Here is a 22,665-nt window from a genome sequence, read left to right as displayed (position 1 = left end):
CATGTACAAAACCATCCCCGGGATGCTGCTCGTGCTGCTAACCGCCTGTGGCGGCCCCAGCGCTGATGAAAAGGCCCGCAAAAATTACCATGAAGGCGATGCGCCCGTTGCGCCTGCAAAACCCGCCGGCACCCTCGAAGTTAAAATCGAGGACCGCGAAAAAGATACTTCCAAAGTCACTTTTTACTGGACGGTGGATTCGCTGAAATACGACAAAACGTTCAACGACCTCCCGCTCATGCAAAACCTTACAGACACTTCGTTGTATAAAGTGCTGTGGGACGCGCCGAACAGCGTCTGGATCGGGTTCATCAAACCAAACCGCGACACCCGTTATTATCACGGCTCCCAGGACGGGAAGTCGCTCCGCATCCTTTGGGTGCCCTCGCCGCCGCAGCGTATCTATCAATACATGGAGAAAGACCTGGGCCTGGGAGACGCCATCCGCAACTATGAAAAAGTGACCCGGTACGCCAAACAGGTGAAATCCGGGCAGATCATCGCCGAATTCATCGTAGACCTGCGCAACGCCACCCCCGAAAAAGTAGGCGTGTACATGGAATACGGCGGCGTTCGCCGGGAAATCGACATGCCGACGCCCAAAGGCACCAAACCCTATATCATGGCCGTTGCCGAAGATCATTGCGTTGTAGGGCTGGAGCTGGAAGACGGGGAAATGGAAGACATCTACCAGGTACGCATCGTGAACGGCCGTATCGGATACAAACAAATGCAAACAGTTAAATAATCTAAGGATATGAAATTAATCAGGTTCGGATTGCCGGGTGAAGAGAAACCGGGTGTAGTTACAGACAACGGCATGTTTGACGTGTCCGCTTTCGGAGAGGATTTCGGAGAGCGTTTTTTTGAGACCGACGGTCTTGCCCGTTTACAGTCCTGGTGGGCTGCCAACGGCGCCGGGTGCCCGTCCGTTCCCGCCGGTACCCGTCTCGGTCCCTGCGTGCAGCGCCCTTCCAAGATCATCTGCATCGGCCTGAACTACGCCGATCACGCGAAAGAAACCGGCGCGGCCATTCCCGCAGAACCCATCGTATTCTTTAAATCCACCTCCTCGCTCGTTGGGCCCAACGATAACCTCGTGATCCCCCGCAACAGTGTGAAAACCGACTGGGAAGTGGAACTGGCCGTAGTGATCGGCAAGAAAGCCAGCTATGTAGACGAAAGCGAAGCCATGGATTATGTGGCCGGTTACGCGCTGCACAACGATTACAGCGAACGCGAATTCCAGCTGGAAAGAAACGGGCAGTGGGTGAAAGGCAAATCTAGCGACACTTTCGCGCCGCTCGGCCCCTGGCTGGTTACCAAAGATGAGATCAGTGATGTGAACAATCTGCGCCTGTGGCTGACCGTAAACGGCAAAACCATGCAAGACGGCAACACGTCCAACCTCATCTTCAAAATCCCCTTCATCGTTTCGTACCTGAGCCAGTTCATGACCCTGCTCCCGGGCGACGTGATTTCTACCGGAACCCCTGCTGGTGTAGGTTTGGGCTTCAATCCCCAGATTTACCTGAAAGCCGGGGACGTGATCGAACTGGGGATCGACGGGCTGGGCACTTCCCAACAAACCGCTGAAGCCTGGAAAAAATAACGATATGAAAAGATATTGCCTGGCGCTGGATCTGAAAAACGATCCGGCGCTTATCGCAGAATACGAAGCGTACCATCGCGCCGTTTGGCCGGAAATCCTGGACAGCATCCGAGGCGCCGGCGTTACCGCCTGCGAGATCTACCGTGCGGGCAACCGTATGTTCATGATCATGGAAGTAGGGCCGGATTTCTCGTTTGAAAGGAAAGCCGCCATGGACGCGGCCAACCCGAAAGTGCAGGAATGGGAAACGCTCATGTGGAAATACCAGCAATCCATCCCCGTAGCCAAACCGGGCGAGAAATGGGTGATGATGGACAAGGTATTTTCATTGTAGAACTGATACGACCACGCCAATTACAACGTTATGACAATTGATGCACACCAGCACTTCTGGCAGTTCGACCCCGTACGCGACGCCTGGATCACGGAAGAGATGAACGTCATCCGCCGCGATTTCCTCCCCGCCGACCTGGCACCCCTTCTCAAATCCGCAGGCATAGACGCCTGTGTGGCCGTTCAGGCAGACCAGTCTGAAGCCGAAACGCAATTCCTCGTGGATTGCGCCAAAGGCAGCGATATCGTGAAGGCAGTGGTAGGATGGGTAGACCTGCGTTCGCCCAACGTGGCCGAAAGGCTGGCGTTTTGGGCGGGAGAGCCACTGGTAAAGGGTTTCCGTCATATCGTACAGGGCGAACCGGACGATGGATTTTTGCTGCGCGAAGATTTCAATAACGGGATCGCTGCGCTGAAAAAGCATGGCTTCACGTACGACGTGCTCGTGTTCCCCCGCCAGCTGCCCGCCGTGGAACAGTTCGTGGAGCGGCACCCGGAGCAGCCGCTGGTGATCGACCATCTCGCCAAACCTTACATCAAAAAGAAAGAAATCGGCGACTGGACCAAACACATCCGCCGCATAGCGCGCTCGCCGCAGGTGCATTGCAAGCTCAGCGGAATGGTGACCGAAGCCGATATGCAAAACTGGAAGGAAGCCGACTTCCGGCCGTACCTGGATACGGTGCTGGAAGCCTTCGGGCCGGAGCGCCTCATGTACGGCTCCGATTGGCCGGTTTGCCTGCTGGCGGCTGATTACGCCCGGCAGAAAAGCATCGTCGATAATTTCATATCGGCACTTTCCGCAAGCGAGCAGCAGCGCATTATGGGCAACAACGCCGCGGCATTTTATAACATCTCTTAAATCAATACCACAAATGAATCTCGGGTTACAGGATAAAGTAGTGATCGTAACAGGCGGCGCCAAAGGCATCGGAGCGGCCATCGCAGAACTGATCGCGCAGGAAGGCGGCGTTGCCGTTATCGCCGGCAGGAGCGAAGCGGACAACAATAAAGCCGTAGACGCCATCCGCAAAGCCGGCGGCAAAGCTTTCGGCATCCGTGCGGAGCTGGGGAAAGTGGAGGATTGCAGGCACGTGATCGACGCTACCGTGAAGGAATTCGGCCGGATAGACGGGCTCGTGAACAACGCCGGCGCCAACGACGGCGTGGGGCTGGAAAGCGGAAGCCCCGAGCGTTTCATGGCTTCCCTTCAGAATAACCTTTCCCATTATTACAACCTCGCGCACTTCGCGCTGCCGTACCTCAAAGCCGCTAAAGGCTCGATCCTCAACATCGGTTCGAAAGTGGCGGAAACAGGGCAGGGCAACACATCCGGCTACGCCGCGTCCAAAGGCGCGATCAATGCGCTGACGCGCGAATGGGCCGTGGAACTGCTGCCCTATTCCATACGCGTCAATACCGTAAACCCGGCCGAAGTCTGGACGCCGCTCTACGAAACCTGGATCAATTCGCTGCCCGATCCGAAAGCCAAACTGGCTTCCATCGTGGCCAACATCCCGCTGGAAAAGAGAATGACCACTTCAGAGGAAATCGCCAACATGTCGGTATTCCTGCTGAGCGACCGCTCTTCGCACACCACCGGGCAGATCATTTACGTAGACGGAGGGTATACGCATCTCGACAGATCAATCTCTTAATTCCACCGTTATATCACCAATTAAACTGACAAATTATGGCAGGAGGCGCCGCAACCACCACGCAATACACGACCGCACCGTCGGGTAACAAGGCATCGGGATATTTATTTCCATTTATCCTGGTGACCAGTCTCTTTTTCCTCTGGGCGCTCGTGCATAACCTGAGCCCGATCCTGATCCCGCACCTGAAAAAGGCGTGTATGCTCACGGATACGCAGTCGTCTTTCATCGATTCTGCGGTGTTCCTCGCATATTTCCTGCTGGCCTTGCCTGCGGGATTCTTCATGAAACGGTTCGGTTTCAAAGCTGGTATTATCCTCGGGTTGATGCTGTATGCAGCAGGTGCATTGCTATTCATCCCCGCGGCCAATTCCGGCCAATATGCATTTTTCCTTATCGCGTTGTTCGTGATCGCTTCCGGGCTTACTTTCCTGGAAACGGCGGCGAACCCGTATGTGACGATCCTCGGTAAGCCGGAAACGGCAACACAGCGCCTTAACCTGGCCCAATGTTTTAACGGTTTGGGCGCTTTTGTAGCACCCATCATTGGCGCACAGTTCATCCTTTCCGGAACGGAACATACCGAAGCGGAATTGAAAGCCATGCCTGCGGCGGAATTGCAACAGTACCTGGCCGGCGAAGCCGCTACTGTGAAAATGCCGTATATGATCATCGGCATCGTGGTGATCCTCGTTGCGGTATTGTTCATTTTTACCAAACTTCCCGATATCAAGGAGGAGAAGGATGAAAAGACAACGGCCGGAAATCAACAGAAAGAGGGCAGCATTTTCAAACACAAGCACCTCATTGCCGCCATCATAACACAATTCTTTTACGTAGGCGCGCAGGTAGGCGTGAGCGCATTCTTTATCCGCTTCGCGAAGTTCGCCGGACATATGCCGGAGAAAGATGCGGGATTCCTGCTGGGTGCAGTGGCCGGGCTCGGTTTTATGATCGGTCGTTTCGTAGGAACTTTCCTTATGAGATATGTGAAACCGCACACCCTGCTGGCGCTCTATGCACTTGTCAATGTAGTATTGGTCGGCATTGCCATGACTACGAAAGGAGACGTGGCGATCTACACCGTACTGGCGGTACCGTTCTTCATGTCGATCATGTTCCCCACCATTTTCTCCCTGGGACTGGAAGGGCTGGAAGGCGGCCATACGAAGCTGGGCTCGTCTTTACTGGTGATGTCTATCGTAGGCGGTGCCATTTTCCCTCCGGCGATGGGGCTCATTTCCGACGCTACCAGCATCCAGACGGCATACATTATTCCCGTGGTTTGTTTCCTTGTGGTACTCTGGTTTGCCACCAAAGGTTTTAAACTCGGAAGGGTGAATTGATTCTCAATTGATAATAAAGTCGAAAACGCTGCAAATCCGCCCGGGTTTGCAGCGTTTTTTTGTGTAACTTAGGGAAATACCGCTTTCCCCATGAAGCCTTGCTATCTCATTTTCACGTTGCTGATCTGTTGCATGGCCTGCAAGAAAGACCTCATCCCGAAAAAAGAGGGGAATTTCAAGCTGAATTTCGAACACAGGGTCGATACGTCACTCCTGAAACTCGGCACCACCACTTATAAAAACCCCTCCGCCGAAAGCTACACCGTCACCGCCTTCAAATACTATATCAGCAATGTTTATCTCGTGAAGATGGATAATTCCCTCCTCCGCCTGCCCGTCACCTACCACCTGGTCGACGAAAGCAAGCCGGAGTCGAAATCCATCCTCCTCCTCGCCCCGCAGGGAGAATACCGCGCCATCGGGTTCAAACTGGGGGTAGACAGCTCCCGGAATGTGAGTGGCGCACAAACAGATGCGCTCGATCCCGTACTGGGTATGTTCTGGAGCTGGAACAGCGGGTACATCATGGCGAAAATGGAAGGCAAATCACCGGTTTCCGCCGCGCCCGATAAAACGCTCACGTTCCACGTCGGCGGCTTCAAAGGGCCGTTCAACGCCGTGCAGGATATCCGCATCCAGACGCCGATCTCCATTACCGTGGGGCCCGACCGCGAACCGGCCGTTACTTTCAGGACGGACCTGAACAAGTGGTTCGGACCGCCGAACATCGTATCATTCGCCACAACGGCCACTATCCACTCGCCAGGCGAAGCCGCGTGGAAGATTTCGGTCAATTATAAAAACATGTTCCGCATTACCAACGTCACCGACCTGTGAAAAAATACGTCGTGTATACCTGTTTCGTGATGGCGCTCATCTGGGCCTGCCGTAAATCGGGCGACAATAAGCCGCCCGCCGGGCCAACGCCATACACGATTTCGCTGCCCGCACATTTTCCGCAACCGGTGTACGATCTTTCACGGAATCCGCCCACGGTAGAAGGGGTCGCGCTGGGGAGGCGCCTGTTTTACGACCCGCGGCTGTCGCGCGATAGCACCATCTCCTGCGGGTTCTGTCATCAGCAGTTCGCCGCGTTCGCGCATTTCGATCACGCGCTCAGTCATGGTATCGATAACCGCAACGGTTTCCGGTCGGTCCCTTCGCTATTTAACCTGCTATGGCAAAAGGATTTCATGTGGGACGGGGGCGTCAATCACCTCGACATCCAGCCGCTCACGCCTATCTCCGACGCCAATGAAATGGGGGAGGACCTGGGCCGCCTCATCGCCCGGCTGAATGCCGATAAAAAGTACCGGTCGATGTTCGACGGCGCGTTCGGCCCGGGGGAGATCAATAGCCAGAAGCTGTTCCGCGCCTTGTCGCAGTTTATGGCCACCATGAATTCCTTCAACGCGAAATACGACAGCGTGCTCACGCACAAGGCCCAATTCTCGCCCGACGAGCAGGCCGGCTACGCCATTTTCCAGGCGAAATGCGCGGCTTGCCACAAGGAACCCCTGTTTACCGACGGTTCTTTCCGCAATAACGGCTTGCCTTACAATGAATTCCTCAACGATGCCGGCCGGATGCGCATCACCAACAGCACGGGCGATTACCTCAAATTCAGGGTGCCATCGCTCAGGAATATCATCAAAAGTCCACCGTATATGCACGACGGCCGTTTTTACGACATTTACGACGTTTTCGAGCATTATAGTTCCGGGATCGAACAAACCCCCACCATCGACCCGATTGTGAAAAATGGCATACCTTTAAGCCAGGAAGAACAGCGGCAGTTGTACTTCTTCCTCACAACCCTGACAGATCATTCCTTCATCAATAATAAGTCGTTAAGCGAAATCTTAATTTATAATTGATTGGTTAGTAAAAAGTAAGGACTCTTGGCCCCGGTTTTAACAAATCTTGTAGGGTATTTTAACGGTTTTTGGCAGCATTTTTGCCAATTCCCCACGTCATGCAGAAAAATGTATTAAAAAAAGTGTTGAAGTATGCACTGTTGATGCTGCTGCCGGTATTGTCGGGGATCGTTCCCGCTGTGGCGCAGGTGAAAACAGGTGTAGGAACGGCCAGCTATTACGCCCAGAAGTTTCACGGGCGGAAAACGGCCAGTGGAGAGATTTTTGATAACAACGGAATGACGGCAGCCCACAATACCCTTCCGCTCGGGACCTTCATCAAGGTCACGAACCTGCGAAACAACCGTTGGGTAGTGGTGCGCGTCACCGACCGGCTGCACGCGGCCAACCGCCGAATCGTGGACCTCACGCAGGCCGCAGCCAAAAAACTGGGATTCATCCACTGGGGATTGACCAAAGTGAAGGTGGAAGTAGTGACGAAAGAATTCGTGAACAGTCTTCCCATCCTCGACATGGCCATGAACCCGTCATAAACGGCTTGTGTTGGAAAACCCGTGAACGTGTAACAGAACCGTCGTCTGTTGTAACCCGCAAAAAAAACCTCGCACGTTCGCAAAAAAAATACCGGCCTTAGTGCCGGTATTTTCGTTTTCAGGAATGCGTTATATCAGGGATGGAATTTGAAACATCCTTTCACATGATCGTCGACCATACCGCAGGCCTGCATGTAGGCGTAGCAGATGGTGCTGCCGATGAACTTGAAGCCCCGTTTCTTGAGATCCTTGCTCATGGCGTCAGAGACCGGTGTTTTGGCGGGCACTTCTTTCATGCTGGTGAATTTGTTGTGGATGGTTTTGCCACCTACGAACTGCCAGATGTATTTGTCGAAGCTGCCGAATTCTTTTTGTACGGCGAGGAATGCTTTCGCATTGGCGATGGTGCCCCTGATCTTCAGCTGGTTGCGGATGATGCCGGGGTTCTGCATCAGCGATTCCACTTTCTTCTCGGAATACTTCGCGATTTTTTCCGCATCCCAGTTATCGAACGCTTTGCGGTAATTTTCGCGCTTGATGAGTACGGTGTACCAGCTCAGGCCGGCTTGCGCGCCTTCCAGGTTCAGCATTTCGAAAAGGTGATGGTCGTCGTGGCTGGGAACGCCCCATTCTTCATCGTGATACGCGTTGTACAGCGGATCGGCGCCCGCCCATCCGCAGCGTTGTTTTTCTTTTACAATTGCCATTGCTTCACTAAGTCTTTTATCTGTTTCTTAAATCCTTTCAATTCTTCTGCCGTTTGCTGGATAAAACTATTGTCTTCCAGCTTGCCGACCACTTTTTCCATTTCTTCCGGACTGTCGTAGGTCATCTGGCGGAAGGGATTAAGGTAATCCTTTTCGCGCGATTTGAAAATATTATCGGTGATGGAAGCCAGTGTTTCCACGGATTCCGAGAGGAAGCTGCGCAGCGCGTCGGGTGTGAGCGCGGAAGCTTTCAATCCGTGCAGCTCCAGCAAGCTGCCGAGTGCGTGGCGGAGTTTGTCTTCCTCGTACTTGTCGCCGGTTTCGCGGTAAACATCATGCAGTGCGTCCCAACTGGCGATTTTATTTTTACGGATGCGCTGCTTGATATCGTTCACCCGGTCTTCGGGGATCAGTTGTCCGCCCACGTTATTCCACGCCGAACGGCGGCATTGCTTCAGGAAAGATTGCAGTTCCGCGAAGTCCCTGAACCGTGCGTACTCTTTCACCAAATTGCGCATCGCGTACAGCGTTACGAGTTTGCGGAACAGCGGGTATGCTTTGTCTACCTTCAGCAATTGCGTTTTGCGCGACGAATTCTCGCATCCTTCCGCGAGGATTTCCATGCCGGCCACTTTCGCGGGAGATTCCATCAACAATGCGCGACCGGCCTTGCGGTCTTTCCCGATCGCTTTGCCCACGGCGGTTTCGAACAGTTCCAGCGCGGTGAAGATCTCTTCCACGGAATCGGGCGCCAGGTAATCGTATTCGATGAGCTGGGTTTTGTCTGTCCGGCGGTCGCGGTCCACATATTTCCACGCGTTCCGCGCCAGGGCGTACATGTTGTGGAGGAACCAGTACCCCGGCATGATCTTCAGCATATCCTCGTGCTCATCGTTCACCACCAGGCTGAAAGGAATGGAAATGTTCAGTTCGCTCATATAGTTCCCTTTCGCGATGAGCGTGAAGGAAGCGAACATGGAATTATGTTTGAGGCTGACGCATAATCCCGGCCAGAAACCTCTCCCGGCGATGATTTCGCCATCCGCTCCGCGGGAATTGTGGTTGGAGCCGATGGTGGCGCCGGCGGCCATGTTGCTTTGCCCGAGAATAAGCGCGGCGCAGAGGAACGAATTGTTGTGGTGCTGTTCGTGTGCGGGAAAGATGAGGGAATTAAGGACTTCGCAGCAGGAAATGGTGGCGTTGTTGCCGAGGTACGAGTTGATGAGGCGCGCGCCGTATTTGAGCTGCGAATGCGACGCCATGACGAACCTTACGGCTTTCACGCCATAGAAAACGCGGCAGCCATACCCGATGATACCGTTCACGATCTCGCAACCTTCACCGATCTGCGTGGGGGCTACGGCGTTACTGTTGACGGTCACGTTCTTGATCTTGTTGGCGCCTTTGAGATAGGCGTCCGTCCCGATTTTCGTATCCTTGATGATCTTGCAGTTTTTGATGACGGAGCGGTCTCCCACTTCGCCATAATAACCGCGCCGCTTGTCGAATTTCTTTTCGGTGAAGGCTTTGAACTGGTTTTGCAGCGCATCGTCTGCGCGGTTGCGCGTCCAGAGCCAGGCGTCGCCGGGCAGCATGCCGTCGAACGGCAATACGCTCCTGCCGCCGTTTTCATTGCAGAGTTCCAGCCAGATGCGCACGCTTTCCGGCTCGCCTTCCTTCACGATGCCGTTCCCGAATTTGCTGTGGTCGGTGACGCCCATTTCGTTGACGTTGGTGATGATGACGTCGTTGCCGATAATGTAGTGCGACAGGGAATTCACGTTGTGGATCACGACGTTGTCTCCGATGTCGCAAGACGCGATGGTGCTGTAATACAGGCCCACGGGCAGCCGCAGGTTGTGGAACTCCAGGAAGTAGGGTTCCAGTTTCCCGATGCGGACGATGCCGTAGAACTGGCAGTGCTGGACGAGCTGGGGGTCGAAATCGTTGTCCACGAAAATCTGGTTCCAGTCGTCGGAGGTATTATCGTTGCGGACGAGGGTTTCGATCTCGCCGGCTTTCAGTTTGCGGTAAACGTTGGAGGCGCCGCGTTGCTGGTCGCGCAAGTAATATTCATTGCGGCCTTTCGGCAGATAGGGCCCTTCTACGAACTGGTAGCCCAGCTGGCTGAGGGGTTTTTTCAGGATTTGGTTCATACGCGGATTATTCTACGGTTACGGACTTGGCGAGGTTGCGGGGCTTGTCGACGTCGTACCCTTTGCTGACGCCGATATGATAGGCGAGGAGCTGGAGGGGGATAACGGATACGATGGGCGCCACGAGCTCGTCGGCCTCCGGCACCACGATCACATCGTCTGCCATGGAGGGAATGGTGGCGTCTCCCGCTGTGGTAATGGCGATCACCTTTCCTTTCCGTGCCTTGATCTCCTGGATGTTGGACACGATCTTTTCATAATAGCTGTCTTTCGTGGCAACGAACACTACGGGCAGGTTTTCGTCTACCAGCGCAATGGGGCCATGTTTCATTTCCGCGGCGGGATAGCCTTCTGCGTGGATATAGCTGATTTCCTTAAGCTTGAGCGCGCCTTCCAGGGCGATGGGGAAATTATAGCCACGGCCGAGGTACAGGAAATCGCGGGCGTCTTTGTATTTCTCCGCGATGGCTTTCACCTGGTCGTTGAGCTGGAGGGAGTTGGCCACTTTTTCAGATACGTCGTTCAGTTCTTCGAGCAGGTGCTGGAACCGTTGTTCGGAGATGCTTCCTTTCGCCTGCGCGATTTTAAGCGCGATCATGGCGAGCACGGCGAGCTGTGCGGTAAAGGCTTTGGTGCTGGCTACGCCGATCTCCGGCCCGGCATGGGTATACACGCCGCCGTTGCTGAGCCGGGCGATGGATGAGCCGACCACGTTGCAGACGCCGAGGATGATGGCGCCCTTTTCCTTGGCGCTTTCCATGGCCACGAGGGTGTCTGCGGTTTCGCCGGACTGGCTCACGGCGATGATCACGTCTCCCGGGCCTACCACGGGGTTGCGGTACCTGAATTCCGAGGCGTATTCCACTTCCACGGGAATGCGGCAAAGCTCTTCGATGATGTATTCGGCCACGAGCCCTGCGTGCCAGCTGGTGCCGCAGGCAACGATGATGATGCGGCGCGCGGCGGTGAGCACGTCCAGATGCTCGCGGAGGCCGCCCAGGGTGAGGGTGCCGGATTTGGCGTCGAGGCGGCCGCGGAGGCTATCGAAAATAGTTTGCGGCTGTTCGAAGATTTCCTTGAGCATGAAATGATCGTACCCGCCCTTTTCGATGGCAGCCAGCTCGATGTCGAGCTTCTGGATGTAGGGGGTTTGGATCTCGTTGGAAATATTTTTGAGGATGAGCTCGTCTGCCCGGAGGATGGCGATCTCGTAATCGTTCACGTACACCACTTCTTTGGTGTATTCCACGATGGGCGATGCGTCTGACGCGAGGAAATGCTCGCCCTTTCCCACGCCGATCACGAGAGGGCTGCCTTTCCGTGCGGCGATGAGGGTGCCGGGATTGTCTTGATCGACGATCACGATCACATACGCGCCCACCACGCGTTTCAGCGCAATGCGCACGGCTTCTTCCGTGGAGCAGTCGTTGCTTTGCTTGATTTCCCCGATGAAATGGACCAGCACTTCGGTATCTGTGTCGCTGGAGAACTGGTGCCCTTTGTTCAGGAGCTCCTGCTTCAGTTGCATGTAATTCTCGATGATGCCGTTGTGCACCATGGCCAGCTTGCCGTCTCCGGAAAGGTGGGGATGGGCGTTCCGGTCAGACGGTTCGCCGTGCGTGGCCCAGCGCGTGTGGGCGATGGCGATATGGCTGCTGACGTCTTTCCCTGTAGCGTATTCCTCCATCTCGGCCACTTTTCCTTTCTTTTTATACACTTTCAGTTTGCCGCCATTGAGCAAAGCCACCCCGGCGCTGTCATATCCGCGGTATTCCAGTCTTTTCAGTCCTTTTAGAACAACGGGATATGCTTCCCGATGGCCGATGTAGGCTACGATTCCACACATTGATTTCAGTAGATTAAGAGGTTAAGTGAAAACAAAAACGGCTTCAATGTAAGATTAATCAGGCAATTAACAGCGGGCTTTATAAAAGTTTTCCGGTAATATTAGTAAAATAAAATATGAGTAAATGATATTAAATCAAACTGGTATGAGTGGTTTTTCCACCGGATCGTACCGGAACTTAAAAAATATTTTAAAAAGTTGTCCGCGGTGTCCAATTCGGGAAAGTTCATGCATTATTAGGGTATACGAACAAATTATTCATTGATGTAAAAATACAATATCATGTCTCACAGATTCAATCCCATCGAAAAAGGTTTCCCGGTTACCAAGGCATTATTCAGCATGGGCGCGTACCTGCATAAGAACCCCGTTGTCGAACAACCGCTGCTGCACCTTATTTATATGCGCGTTTCCCAGATCAACGGTTGTGCCTTTTGCCTGGACATGCATTCCAAAGACCTCCTCGCCATGGGCGAAACCGCGCAACGCCTGCTGATGCTCGACGCCTGGCGCGAAACACAGCTGTACTCCGACCGTGAGCGCGCCGCCTTCGCCTGGGCGGAAGCCATCACCCGCTTGCAGAACCGGGAGGTGACCGACGAAGTGTACGAAGAAGCCCGGGAGATTTTCTCCGAAGAAGAACTGACGGAACTTACCTTCGCAACGATGGTCATCAACAGCTATAACCGTTTCAACATCGCATTCCAGATCACCGGCGGTAACTACGTTCCCGGTATGTTCAACGCGAAAGCGGCGGTTTGAACCATTAAATATTTAATTTCAGGCATCCTTTAAAAAATTTAACAGATGAAAGATTTCGCATTATTATTCCGTCAAGCTTCATATGATCATCTCCAACTGCCCGAAGCCGAACAGGCGGCATTGGTCAAAAAGTGGCAGGACTGGCTGGGCGGCATCGCTGCGCAGGGCAAACTGGTTTCGCCGCCCACGCGCCTGATCCCGAACCAGGGCCGGGTGCTGAAACCCGGCGGTGTGGTGACCGACGGGCCTTTCGTCGAAATCCGCGAACGCCTCGGCGGCCTCACGGTGATCCGGGCGGAAGACCTCGATGAAGCTACCACGCTCGCACACGGTTGTCCTGCCATCGAAGTGGGCGGCAGTGTGGAGATCAGGCCGGTAATGGGTTGATGAAGATTTTTAGACGCGGTTCGCCCGGGCATAGGGGCGAACCGTTTATTTTGCATCCATGAACAAAGAACGCGCAACGATCGATGTGCTGTTTCAGCAGGAATTCTCCAAAATGGTGGCGGTGATCAGCCGCCAATTCGGGCTGGAACATATCGAAACGGCGGAAGACATCGTGGGCGATACATTCCTCACCGCCGCCGAAAACTGGGCGGAGAAAGGCATCCCGGAAAACCCGGCCGCATGGCTGTACGTGGTGGCGAAGCAGAAAACGCTGGCCATGTTCCGGCGCGGCACCACCTGGCAGGAAAAAGTGCTCCCGGCCGTGAAGGCCGGACTGGAAACGGAAGAGCCCGAAACCGACCTCGACTTTTCGGCCCAAAACATCCAGGACAGCCAGTTGCGCATGATCTTCGCCATCTGCAACCCCGCCATCGCGAGCGAATCGCAGATCGGACTGGCGTTGCGGATCCTTTGCGGGTTCGGGATCGATGAAATCGCCGCGGCGTTCCTCACCAACAAGGAAACCATTAACAAAAGGCTCTTCCGCGCGAAGGAAAAACTCCGCACGGAAAACATCCGCATGGAATTGCCGCCGGAACATTTGCTGGACGCACGGCTCGATAATGTGCTGCACATTATCTACCTCCTGTTCAACGAAGGATATTACAGTCGCACGCAAGACGCCATCCTGCAAAAAGACCTCTGCCTGGAAGCCATGCGCCTGGGCCTCCTCCTCACCGCATTCCCCGTCACGGCGCAGCCGCGCACCTTTGCGCTCATCGCGCTGATGTGCTTCCACGCTTCCCGCTTCGAAGCCCGCGAATCTGCCGCCGATACGCTGGTGCTGTACGACGAGCAGGACGAAAACCTCTGGGACCGCGAGCTGATCCGACAGGGCATGCACTTCCTGGGGCTTTCGGCCACGGGCAACACGCTCAGCTCCTATCACCTCGAAGCCCGCATCGCTTTCCTGCATTGCCGCAAGGAAGATACGCCGGAGAAATGGCTGGAGATACTGGCCATGTACAACGAGCTGCTCATCATCAACTATTCCCCCAGCGCCGCGCTCAACCGCACTTTTGCGCTGTACAAGGCTCATGGGGCAGATATTGCGCTGGTGGAAGCGGAAAAGCTCCAGCTTACCGAAAACCACTTTTACTGGATGTTGCTGGGCGAGCTGACGCGCCATTCCGATCCCGCGAAAGCGGCCACGCATTACCAACAGGCATACGATCTGGCGAAAACGGCGGCGGAGAAGGAAGGGATCTTACGCGTGCGGCGCTCGCTCCATTTGGGTTGAACGGTCATGGGTAAAAATGTTCCGGGGGAATCCGCTATCATTTGCTGAAGCGCATTCCCCCGGATTATTGGTGGCAAGTTGAAACTATTCCTCATACAGCGCCCGCACCTGCGCTTTATACCGTGCCTTCCGCATCAGGCGGTCCTGCTGCCCGGCCACCGGTATTTTGGGGTCCATGGGCTTGTCGTTCACTTCCAGCAAGGCCATCCCGCTCCGCACTTCGGATTCCTTTTCAGGCTGCAGGCCGCTTACGGCCAGGAACCATTCGTCTACATTCCTGATCCGGCATTTATAGAAATATACCGTTCCTTTTTTCATGCGGAAAGTGGTGGCCTGTTTGCCGATATACACCACAGAATCCAGCCGGCTGTCCCATGCCGGGGTGGCCATGAGCGCACTCCGGGCCAGCAATTCCTGCTTCCGGTAACGTTGGGGGAAACGGGCGGCCTGGCCGATGTTTTCCAGTTCTTCCAGGAGTTTCGCGCGGTAGAGGTCCTGCGCGGCGATGGCTTCGAGGAGACTGTCTTTCACGGGGATTCCGCGGCGCAGGTACATCGTTATCAAACTGATCTGCTGCCCCGGCTGGCGCAGTTTTTCGAGACTGTTGAAGAAGCGTGCGGCATTGCGGTTTTGCGTGCGGAAGGGAAGGAGCAGGGTGGCGAATTGCGTGATGTCGTCGTCGGGCGCTTCGTAACTGCGCTTTCCTGCGTTATCCTCTTCCTGTACCTGCGATTCGCTGACCATCGCCTGGAGCGCGGCGCGCGCGTCGAACGCGATCTGGCCGATGTGATCGGCGTAAAGCGCCGGCGCGAGGGCGTTACTGTCTACCGCCAGGGCCATCATGCGGTAAATGCTGTTTTTGTATACCGACAATGCCGTTAACTGCAATAGCTCCGGGAAAAGGCCGGCGCTGAGCTGTAGTGTGTCGTACATGGGGAAGAACCAGTCGTATATCCGGTCGCCTTCGCTGAGGATGGGAATGTCTGCCAGCACGAGTTCCCTGAAAAGCGAATTGGCTGCTGTGGTTTTTTGCATGAGGAGCGCCCGCGCCACGGCCTGCTGCAGGGCGGAAGTGTCTTCCGCCGCCAGGTACGCGCTTTTCAAAAATGGTAACACTTCCTTATGGTGTAACGTGCCCAGGCTGCCCAGCAGTTCGGATTTGACGGACAGGTAATCCTTTTCCTTCATGCTCCAGCCTTTTACCAGACGGATCAGTCCTGGCGCATCGGCATCCCGGAAATTGGCGGAGGAAACCGACATCCGCGCAGCTGCCCGCGTGGCGCTGTCTGTCGCGTAAAAATCCCGGACGAGCAGGCTTCCGCGGGGTGAAAAAATCGTTCCGGTATCGGATTTATCGCCATAAGGCTGAAAGCTGCCGAAGAAATTTTTCACGAAATCCGACGGTCCCGCGGTGGAATCGATCAGGGCGGAAAGCAGGTAGCGCATGTGGTTGCGGACGATCACCCTATGCAGGATGGCGCGCGAAGAATTGGTGTCGCGCATCCGTAGCAGCATGCTTTCCGTTTCGCCGGAGCGGCTCCGCTCGCGCGAGGCGATAACGAGGTGGTCGTCTCCACCGAGATCGTCGGTGATCCTTTGCCAGTATTCGCTGCTGTCTATCGAAAAATAGGGATTGTATTTGCGGACCATCACGCGCACCGCTTCGCCGGTACTGTCTGCTACGAACCAGCGCGTTTTGGTGCGGGAATCTTCACCGGAATTACGGCTCCAGGCCAGCGATTCTTCCACGGCTTCGGCCATATCGTCCTGCATGGCTTTTACGGGCGATTGCACAGTGAATTGCAGCATGGTATCGCGCTCGGTCATCGGCCGGCCGTATTTTGAAAGGATGGGTTTGAACGCGGCGAGGAAATCTTCCGCCGCTTTGCGGTTTTGCCTGAACCTGGCGGCCACCATTACGGTATGCGGCCCCTGCACGAAGAACCGCGCGATGGTATGGCTGCCGTCCGCGTTTTTGTACAGCATCTCCAGGCAATCGCGCCCTTCCCAACGGATGACTTTCCTGCCGGCGGTTTGCCGGATGGATGATGTGGCGCGGTAGGATTCTTCGGCGAACGACAGCTCAACGGTATCTTCCTCCAGTCGTGTATAACTGTGCAGCGGTATCCTGAACACCTGGTAATTGTTGCCTGTCTGCCGGTCCAGCATCCCGAATTCCTGCCGCTGCACGGAGCCGGGTCCCGAAATCGTATTTGTGTAGAAAGGAGGACCGGTCACTTCGGCGCTGAACCCTCCGTAAGACGATAAATAGGTAAACGGCTTTGCCACACTGTCCCTGGAAGGTTGCAGGCGGATGGAATGCAGGAAACGATCGCCTTCAGGGCCGGCGGCGTAATCGCCGTTCCCGCTGATCTTGAAAATGAGTATTTCGAACGGTGTGACGAAGATGCGGTAGCGTTGCAGATCGCCGCGGCGCGTCCTGCTTTCGATGTCGAACCCGGGCGTGGATGCGTTGGTGTTTTTCTTGATGGAAGTGATCTTTCCCGGCACGAATTCATACAGCGAACTGTCGATCTTTTTCATGACGTCGTCCGTCGTTTGCCCGAGGGTGGCAGCGTTCGTCCGGATGCGGCTGACGAGGTAGTAGGCACCGTTGGCGAGGTCTGCGTATTGCAATTGGTTGACGGCGCCGGGCCGGTTGAAGTTGAACAATGTGCCGGGAAGCGCTACGTAAAAGCTCCGGTCGTCTGCGAGATATTCACGGAACTGAACGGGCGCGCGCATTTTGTCGAGCTCTTCTTTCTGTTTGCTGTCGCGGTTGGCGAATTGCACGGGCCGGAGCGTGTACCCCATTTTCCGCAGTATGTTGATGACGCCGCGGTCTCCCGGAAGGTGCGCCGCGCCCACACCGGCGAACAGGCTCGTTTTCCGGGCGATGGAGTCGATGGACCGGGCCATGTTTTCGTTGCGTTTATATAGGAATTTTTCCAGGAACGCGGGCGATTCGGATTGCCGGTTGGAAAGGGAATCGAGCATGTCGAGGTCGCCGCGGCGATAGGCGTCGTTGAGCATTTCTCCCGATCCGCTGCGGTAGCGGACGGGCCTTTCGCGCTTGTTCTGCCGGTCGAGGCTGGCATCGCGGTAGGCTTCGAACATCAGTTTTTCGGATTCGTCGAAATCCTCCACGCCGGTCGCTTTTTTGCCGAGTTTGCTGCCTACCTGGTAGATGTACATATCGAGGAAGGTGTTTTCTTCGAAATCTTCCTGCATGGCGTAGGAACGGTACAACAGGTGGTTGATCATTTCCGGGCGATAGGCGAGCCCCGCTTGCAGCGCGTCTGCGTAAGACGAAACGGTGAAAGCCTGGTCGGGGAGGGTTTTGCGTAGCGGCGCCCTGCGGGAGGCCATACTGCCGAGAAAGAACATCCGGCTTTTGAAGAAATCTTCCTGCAACTGTTCCGGATTGGTTTCCAGCGCCACCATGTCCGAATTCCGGATACAATGGTAAAACGAATCGCTGAGGTGGAAAGCCAGCTTGCTGCTGACGTGCATGGTGCCGAAGAGGTAAGAAGGCTTTTTGAGCCCGTTCCCGGTAATCTCCCATAAAAGGCCCTGGTACCGGGGCTGCTGCGCCGCGGAAATGGAGGTAATGGTCAACAGGAACGCCCCCAGTGCCAGTATTTTCCGGAAAATCATAAGGTTGAAAGGGATGGTGTTATCCAAATATACCGAAAAAAAGAGGGTGCGTCATCAGTAATGACACACCCACCCTTGCTGGAATACCGGCCGTTATTTCACTGCCGGCTTCAGTTCGTTTTCGAAAAGCCGGAGGATCCGTTTGTACTCGTCCGTCCAGCTACTGGGCTCGGTGAACCCGTGGTCTTCCACGGGATATACGGCCAGTTCCCATCCGTCTTTCCCCAGTTCTATCAACCGCTGGCTCAGCCGCACGATGTCCTGGAAATGCACGTTGGTGTCTACCATGCCGTGGCACATGAGCAGCTTGCCTTTCAGCCCTTCCGCGTAATAGATCGGGGAAGAGCGGCGATAGGCGAGGCTGTCGGTAAACGGTTCGTTGAGGATATTGCTGGTATACCCGTGGTTGTAATGCGCCCAGTCGGTCACGGAACGCAGCGCCGCGCCGGCCGCGAATGCGTCGGGCTCGGTAAACAGTGCCATCAGCGTGATGAACCCGCCGTAACTGCCGCCGTAAATCCCGATACGCCCGGGATCTACGCCGAGCTGTTGCACGAGGTATTTCGCGCCGTCTACCTGGTCTGTGAGGTCTTTGCCGCCCATATGGCGATAGATGCCCGTACGGCAATTGCGGCCGTAACCCGCGCTGCCGCGGTAATCGATATCGAGCACGGTGTATCCGAGGTCGGTGAGGAGGTTGTGGAACATGTACTCGCGGAAATACTGGCTCCACCATTTATGTGCATTTTGCAGGTATCCCGCGCCATGTACGAACACCACGGCCGCACCGTTTTTCTTCGCTGCATCCGGGGTATACAGGCGGGCGTAAACGGGCTGGTTGTCGCGGGCGTTGAACGTGATCACGTTGGCCTCGCGCCAGGGATAGGAGCGGAACTCAGGGCTCATGGCCTGGTGGGTGATCTGCGTTGCCGGCGCGCCGGCGCGGTTTTCCTGGAGGTACATTTCCCAGGGGTGGTTGGAGTTGGAATACCGGTAGGCGATCCACTTTTCGTCCGGACTGATGCTTACGGTATGCGCGCCGCTCATGGCGGTGATGCGCTCGGGCTTTCCGCCGGCGACGGCCAGTTTGTAGAATTGCTTCTCGCCGGGATGCACTTCGTTGGTCGTAATATAAAAATGCTTTTTATCCATGGACAGTTGTGCTTCCTGCACTTCGAAATTCCCGGACGTCAGCGCGGTCCGCTTGCCGGTGTGCACGTTCACGGTATAAAGATGACTGTATCCCGTGGCTTCGCTCTGGAACCAGCAGGTTTGCTCGTCGATCCAGCCGAGGCTGCCCCAGCCGATGCCCGGGCCGCCGATCCAGGCTTCGTCGCGCTGGCGGTCTACGGGCGTGAGTTTCCCCGAAGCTGCGTCGAGCAGCATGATCCAGCGGTCTTTATTGTCTTGCGAGCGGATGTTCACGATGGCGCGCGTCCCTTTTTCCGACCAGTAGGGGCCGTTGATGATGACGGGCCGCGCGGCTTTGGCGGTTTCGCGCCCGGGATAGTCTTTCGAATAATCCGGTTTGTCGTAGATGCCGGGGATTTGCGTGGTTTTGATGGCGAACGAAGTATCTTTCACCCTGTCGTGCACGAACGATTCGTACTGCGGCTGCGCACCGCCTACTTTCGAACGGCTCCGGATGCCGGTGGTGTAACCGGTTTCAGTCACGAATTCGGGTACTTCGGTTCCGCGCGACATATTCTCCCGGAAAACACGGTACACTACGAAACGCCCGTCCGGGCTCATTCTTGCATCGTTGAGCGAGCGGTCGTCCAGGTAAAGGGAACGCAGGGTTTTGGATTTGAGGAGATTATCATTGAATGCGGTAGCGGCGTCGGAAGTGGCTTTCTTGTCGCGCAGTACTTCAAACAGTTCCTGCTGCTGGTTTTTCAGGTGCTTTTCCTGCTCGCCTGCGGAATCGCCGCGTTTGGCGGGTTTGGCGCCGGTCACGAAATCGGTCAGCTGTTCGACGGCCCCGGTAGCGGGGTCCCAGCTGAAGATATTGCGGTCGCGGCGATAGAGGATTTTGCTTTCCTGGAACCCGAACTCCGCGCCGGTCTCGAGGTCGTTGGTCTGCGTAACGCGCGTGTCTTTCCCGGATTGCATGTCGCGCAGCCAGACATCGCCCTGCCAGGTGTATACGAGCCGCGTGCGGGCGAGGTTGAGCTCGCCGGACTGGAGCGCCTGGATGTGCGTTCTGTCTGCAGGCTCCGTTTTCACGGGTTTGTGGTTAGCGAGGGTGATGGCGTGGAGGGAATCGGCCGGAGATTTTTCCGGGTTCCAGTTGAAATAAATGGTTTTCCCGTCCAGCCCCCAGAAAATGTTATCGGGCGAAGTGCCGATCCATTTCGGGTCGCGCATGATCTTTTCCACGGTCAGGGTCTGCAATTGCTGGGCAAAAGTGGTAACGGGCCAGCAAAGGGTTGCGAGTAGCGTGAGGCGTTTGATGTGTGTCGGCATAATCTCGTAAACAGGCGATTGATTATTGGTTTGCTTGGAGATATTTTATAATTTGATGCACAAGATACTAAACAAGACAACCCGATGATGCGTAAAATGATGGCCGGTGCTTTCCTGTTGGCACTTACAGCGGGATGCGGGCCGGCGAAGCAAAAGGAGCGGGCCGTCACGCCTGTGGCGGAAGATACCACGTTCCTGACGGGTACCTTCTTTCTCGTCCGCCATGCCGAGAAAAATCCCGGTGCGGATTCCACGCTCACCGCCGCCGGGGAGCGCCGGGCCGGAAAGCTGTACCAGTTGCTGAAGGATTCCGCCATCCAGCGCATCTATTCCACTCCCTTCCGCCGTACCATGCAAACGGGCGACTCTCTCCGCATCCGCCTGGGGATCGATACGGTGACCTACCCCGCAGACAGTACCGGAGAAGCCCTGCTGTACGAGATTTCCCGCCGGGGCGACTGGGGGAAGCGTATCCTCGTGATCGGTCATAGCAACACCCTGCTGCCGCTCATGCGCAGCCTCAACGCCAAACCGGATATCGACAGCATCGCCGATAAGGATTACGGCAATCTCTTCATCATCCGGAAAACACGGAAAGACAGCCGTTACATCCGCAAGCGGTATTGATTTACAACAGAATTCCCTGGAGGAACATATACGCTACCGAGAAGTAGATCAGCAGTCCCGTCACGTCTACCAGTGTGGCTACGAACGGTGCGCTGGAGCTGGCGGGGTCGGCGCCGGCTTTTTTCAGTAACAGTGGCAGCATGGAGCCGGAGAAGGTTCCCCACAGCACTACGCCTATCAGCGAAACGCCCAGGGTAGCGGCGATGAGAATGGTGTGGTCGCCGTAAGTATGGAAGAACTGGTTCCAGATGAGGATGCGGACGAAGCCGATGAGGCCCAGCACGCTGCCCAGCATGAGGCCCGACAGGATTTCGCGGCGCATGACGCGCCACCAGTCCTTGATCGTGATCTCGCCCAAAGCCATGGCCTGGATGATGAGGGTAGACGCCTGCGATCCGCTGTTGCCGCCGCTGGAAATGATGAGGGGTATGAACATGGCCAGTACCACCGCCTTGGCGATCTCATCTTCGAAATAGGCCATCACGGAGGCGGTGAGCATTTCGCCTATGAATAATATGACCAGCCAGCCTACGCGCTTTTTGATGAGGCGGAGCAGCGGCATGTCCAGGTAGGGCTCGTCCAGGGCTTCGGTACCACCGATCTTCTGGATATCTTCGGTATGTTCTTCGTTGGCGATCCAGAGGATGTCGTCGATCGTCACGATCCCGAGCATTACGCCTTTATCGTCGAGCACGGGAAGGGCCACACGGTTTTCCAGGCGGAAGGTCTGGATGGCATCTTCCTGGTCGTCGTTCACATTGAGGGCCACGAAGCGGTCGTCCATGAGGGTTTCCACAACGGTTTCGGGAGATACGAGTAGGAATTCGCGGATCCGGAAATCGTCCAGCAGTTTGCCCTGCCGGTCGATGACATATATTACGTCGATCGTTTCGGAGTCCTTACCGTACATGCGGATGTGGTTCAGCACTTTGGCGACGGTCCAGTGGGAGCGGGCGGCGATGTAATCGGGCGTCATGAGGCGGCCCACGCTGTTTTCCTTGTATCCGAGGAGGGAGAGGGTTACTTTCCTTTCTTCGGGGTCGAGGAGTTTGATGAGTTCCTGCACGGCCTGCGAGGGCAGTTCTTCGAGGAAGGCGGTGCGGTCATCGGGCGGGAGCTCGTTGAGGAGCTCTGCGGTTTTGTGGGCGGGGAGGTCTTTGATGATCTCTTCCTGCGTGGGGAATTCGAGGATGCGGAAGGCCGCGGCGGCGCGGCTTAGGGTCAGGTGGTTGATGATGAGGGGCCCCTGCTCCGGGTCTTCGTAGATCAGCTCGGCGATGTCCGTTATAAGCTGATCGTCCAGGAACGAACGTAGTTCCTGGGGTTGCTGCTCGCGGGCCAATTTTTCGAACTTTTCCAGTAAAGCTTCATTTTCCATAAATCCTGACTCTTGCGCGA

At 55.6% G+C, this 22,665-nt stretch carries 19 protein-coding genes; 13 read left to right on the top strand and 6 right to left on the bottom strand.

All coding sequences use genetic code 11. The annotated features are described in order from the left end of the window. Position 1: 1 nt before the first annotated feature. The 9 genes from EJ361_RS19130 (at position 2) to EJ361_RS19090 (ending at position 7,359) form a co-directional block, all read left to right on the top strand. Positions 2 to 748: a hypothetical protein gene (locus tag EJ361_RS19130; RefSeq protein WP_126247247.1), complete on the top strand. Its 747-nt coding sequence runs from the start codon at positions 2 to 4 to the stop codon at positions 746 to 748. Positions 749 to 757: 9 nt separating this feature from the next. Further along, positions 758 to 1,612 (top strand): fumarylacetoacetate hydrolase family protein, encoded by an 855-nt coding sequence (locus EJ361_RS19125; RefSeq protein WP_126247246.1) that lies wholly within the window; start codon positions 758 to 760, stop codon positions 1,610 to 1,612. 4 nt (positions 1,613 to 1,616) lie between these two features. After that, positions 1,617 to 1,946 (top strand): L-rhamnose mutarotase, encoded by a 330-nt coding sequence (locus tag EJ361_RS19120; protein WP_126247245.1) that lies wholly within the window; start codon positions 1,617 to 1,619, stop codon positions 1,944 to 1,946. A gap of 30 nt (positions 1,947 to 1,976) precedes the next feature. Continuing rightward, complete coding sequence (locus EJ361_RS19115; RefSeq protein WP_126247244.1) at positions 1,977 to 2,807, top strand: amidohydrolase family protein; 831 nt, start codon at positions 1,977 to 1,979, stop codon at positions 2,805 to 2,807. A gap of 13 nt (positions 2,808 to 2,820) precedes the next feature. Next, positions 2,821 to 3,603, top strand: coding sequence for an L-fucose dehydrogenase (locus EJ361_RS19110; protein ID WP_126247243.1), 783 nt, complete (start codon positions 2,821 to 2,823; stop codon positions 3,601 to 3,603). Positions 3,604 to 3,638: 35 nt separating this feature from the next. Beyond that, positions 3,639 to 4,949 (top strand): L-fucose:H+ symporter permease, encoded by a 1,311-nt coding sequence (gene fucP, locus EJ361_RS19105; protein WP_126247242.1) that lies wholly within the window; start codon positions 3,639 to 3,641, stop codon positions 4,947 to 4,949. A gap of 90 nt (positions 4,950 to 5,039) precedes the next feature. Further along, entirely contained in the window at positions 5,040 to 5,786 is a 747-nt protein-coding gene (locus tag EJ361_RS19100) for an MbnP family protein (protein WP_126247241.1), read from the top strand. After that, a complete protein-coding gene (locus EJ361_RS19095; protein WP_240646679.1) occupies positions 5,783 to 6,826 on the top strand; it encodes a cytochrome-c peroxidase in 1,044 nt (347 codons plus the stop codon). The genes EJ361_RS19100 and EJ361_RS19095 overlap by 4 nt, the downstream gene beginning before the upstream one ends. A 98-nt stretch (positions 6,827 to 6,924) precedes the next feature. Beyond that, positions 6,925 to 7,359, top strand: a complete 435-nt coding sequence (locus tag EJ361_RS19090; protein WP_126247240.1) for a septal ring lytic transglycosylase RlpA family protein — start codon at positions 6,925 to 6,927, stop codon at positions 7,357 to 7,359. 134 nt (positions 7,360 to 7,493) lie between these two features. Here the strand turns inward: EJ361_RS19090 and EJ361_RS19085 are convergent, their stop codons facing one another. Genes EJ361_RS19085 through glmS form a run of 3 tightly spaced genes read right to left on the bottom strand, consistent with a single transcriptional unit; the run spans position 7,494 to position 12,068 of the window. Further along, positions 7,494 to 8,066: a DNA-3-methyladenine glycosylase I gene (locus tag EJ361_RS19085; RefSeq protein ID WP_126247239.1), complete on the bottom strand. Its 573-nt coding sequence runs from the start codon at positions 8,064 to 8,066 to the stop codon at positions 7,494 to 7,496. Then, positions 8,054 to 10,222 (bottom strand): DUF4954 family protein, encoded by a 2,169-nt coding sequence (locus EJ361_RS19080; RefSeq protein ID WP_126247238.1) that lies wholly within the window; start codon positions 10,220 to 10,222, stop codon positions 8,054 to 8,056. The genes EJ361_RS19085 and EJ361_RS19080 overlap by 13 nt, the downstream gene beginning before the upstream one ends. Before the next feature lie 7 nt (positions 10,223 to 10,229). Beyond that, positions 10,230 to 12,068: a glutamine--fructose-6-phosphate transaminase (isomerizing) gene (glmS, locus tag EJ361_RS19075; RefSeq protein WP_126247237.1), complete on the bottom strand. Its 1,839-nt coding sequence runs from the start codon at positions 12,066 to 12,068 to the stop codon at positions 10,230 to 10,232. Positions 12,069 to 12,350: 282 nt separating this feature from the next. Between glmS and EJ361_RS19070 the strand changes: the two genes are divergently transcribed. The 3 genes from EJ361_RS19070 to EJ361_RS19060 are packed head-to-tail and all read left to right on the top strand — an operon-like array spanning position 12,351 to position 14,517. Beyond that, positions 12,351 to 12,830, top strand: coding sequence for a carboxymuconolactone decarboxylase family protein (locus EJ361_RS19070; RefSeq protein WP_126247236.1), 480 nt, complete (start codon positions 12,351 to 12,353; stop codon positions 12,828 to 12,830). 45 nt (positions 12,831 to 12,875) lie between these two features. Beyond that, positions 12,876 to 13,217, top strand: a complete 342-nt coding sequence (locus EJ361_RS19065) for a YciI family protein (RefSeq protein ID WP_126247235.1) — start codon at positions 12,876 to 12,878, stop codon at positions 13,215 to 13,217. Between the two features lie 58 nt (positions 13,218 to 13,275). Then, positions 13,276 to 14,517: an RNA polymerase sigma factor gene (locus EJ361_RS19060; protein ID WP_126247234.1), complete on the top strand. Its 1,242-nt coding sequence runs from the start codon at positions 13,276 to 13,278 to the stop codon at positions 14,515 to 14,517. An 84-nt stretch (positions 14,518 to 14,601) separates the two neighbouring features. Here the strand turns inward: EJ361_RS19060 and EJ361_RS19055 are convergent, their stop codons facing one another. Continuing rightward, entirely contained in the window at positions 14,602 to 18,201 is a 3,600-nt protein-coding gene (locus EJ361_RS19055; RefSeq protein ID WP_126247233.1) for a TraB/GumN family protein, read from the bottom strand. A gap of 66 nt (positions 18,202 to 18,267) precedes the next feature. Next, positions 18,268 to 20,640: a S9 family peptidase gene (locus EJ361_RS19050; protein WP_126247232.1), complete on the bottom strand. Its 2,373-nt coding sequence runs from the start codon at positions 20,638 to 20,640 to the stop codon at positions 18,268 to 18,270. A gap of 84 nt (positions 20,641 to 20,724) precedes the next feature. On the opposite strand from EJ361_RS19050, the gene EJ361_RS19045 reads away from it, so the two are divergent. Next, positions 20,725 to 21,267, top strand: a complete 543-nt coding sequence (locus EJ361_RS19045) for a histidine phosphatase family protein (RefSeq protein ID WP_126247231.1) — start codon at positions 20,725 to 20,727, stop codon at positions 21,265 to 21,267. 1 nt (position 21,268) lies between these two features. On the opposite strand, the gene mgtE is transcribed toward EJ361_RS19045, so the two are convergent. Further along, positions 21,269 to 22,645: a magnesium transporter gene (gene mgtE, locus EJ361_RS19040; protein WP_126247230.1), complete on the bottom strand. Its 1,377-nt coding sequence runs from the start codon at positions 22,643 to 22,645 to the stop codon at positions 21,269 to 21,271. Positions 22,646 to 22,665 lie beyond the last annotated feature (20 nt).

Source organism: Chitinophaga rhizosphaerae (assembly GCF_003958645.1).
Taxonomy (GTDB): domain Bacteria; phylum Bacteroidota; class Bacteroidia; order Chitinophagales; family Chitinophagaceae; genus Chitinophaga; species Chitinophaga rhizosphaerae.
Note: the sequence above shows the minus strand (reverse complement) of the source record. Positions and strands in the feature narration are given on the sequence as shown.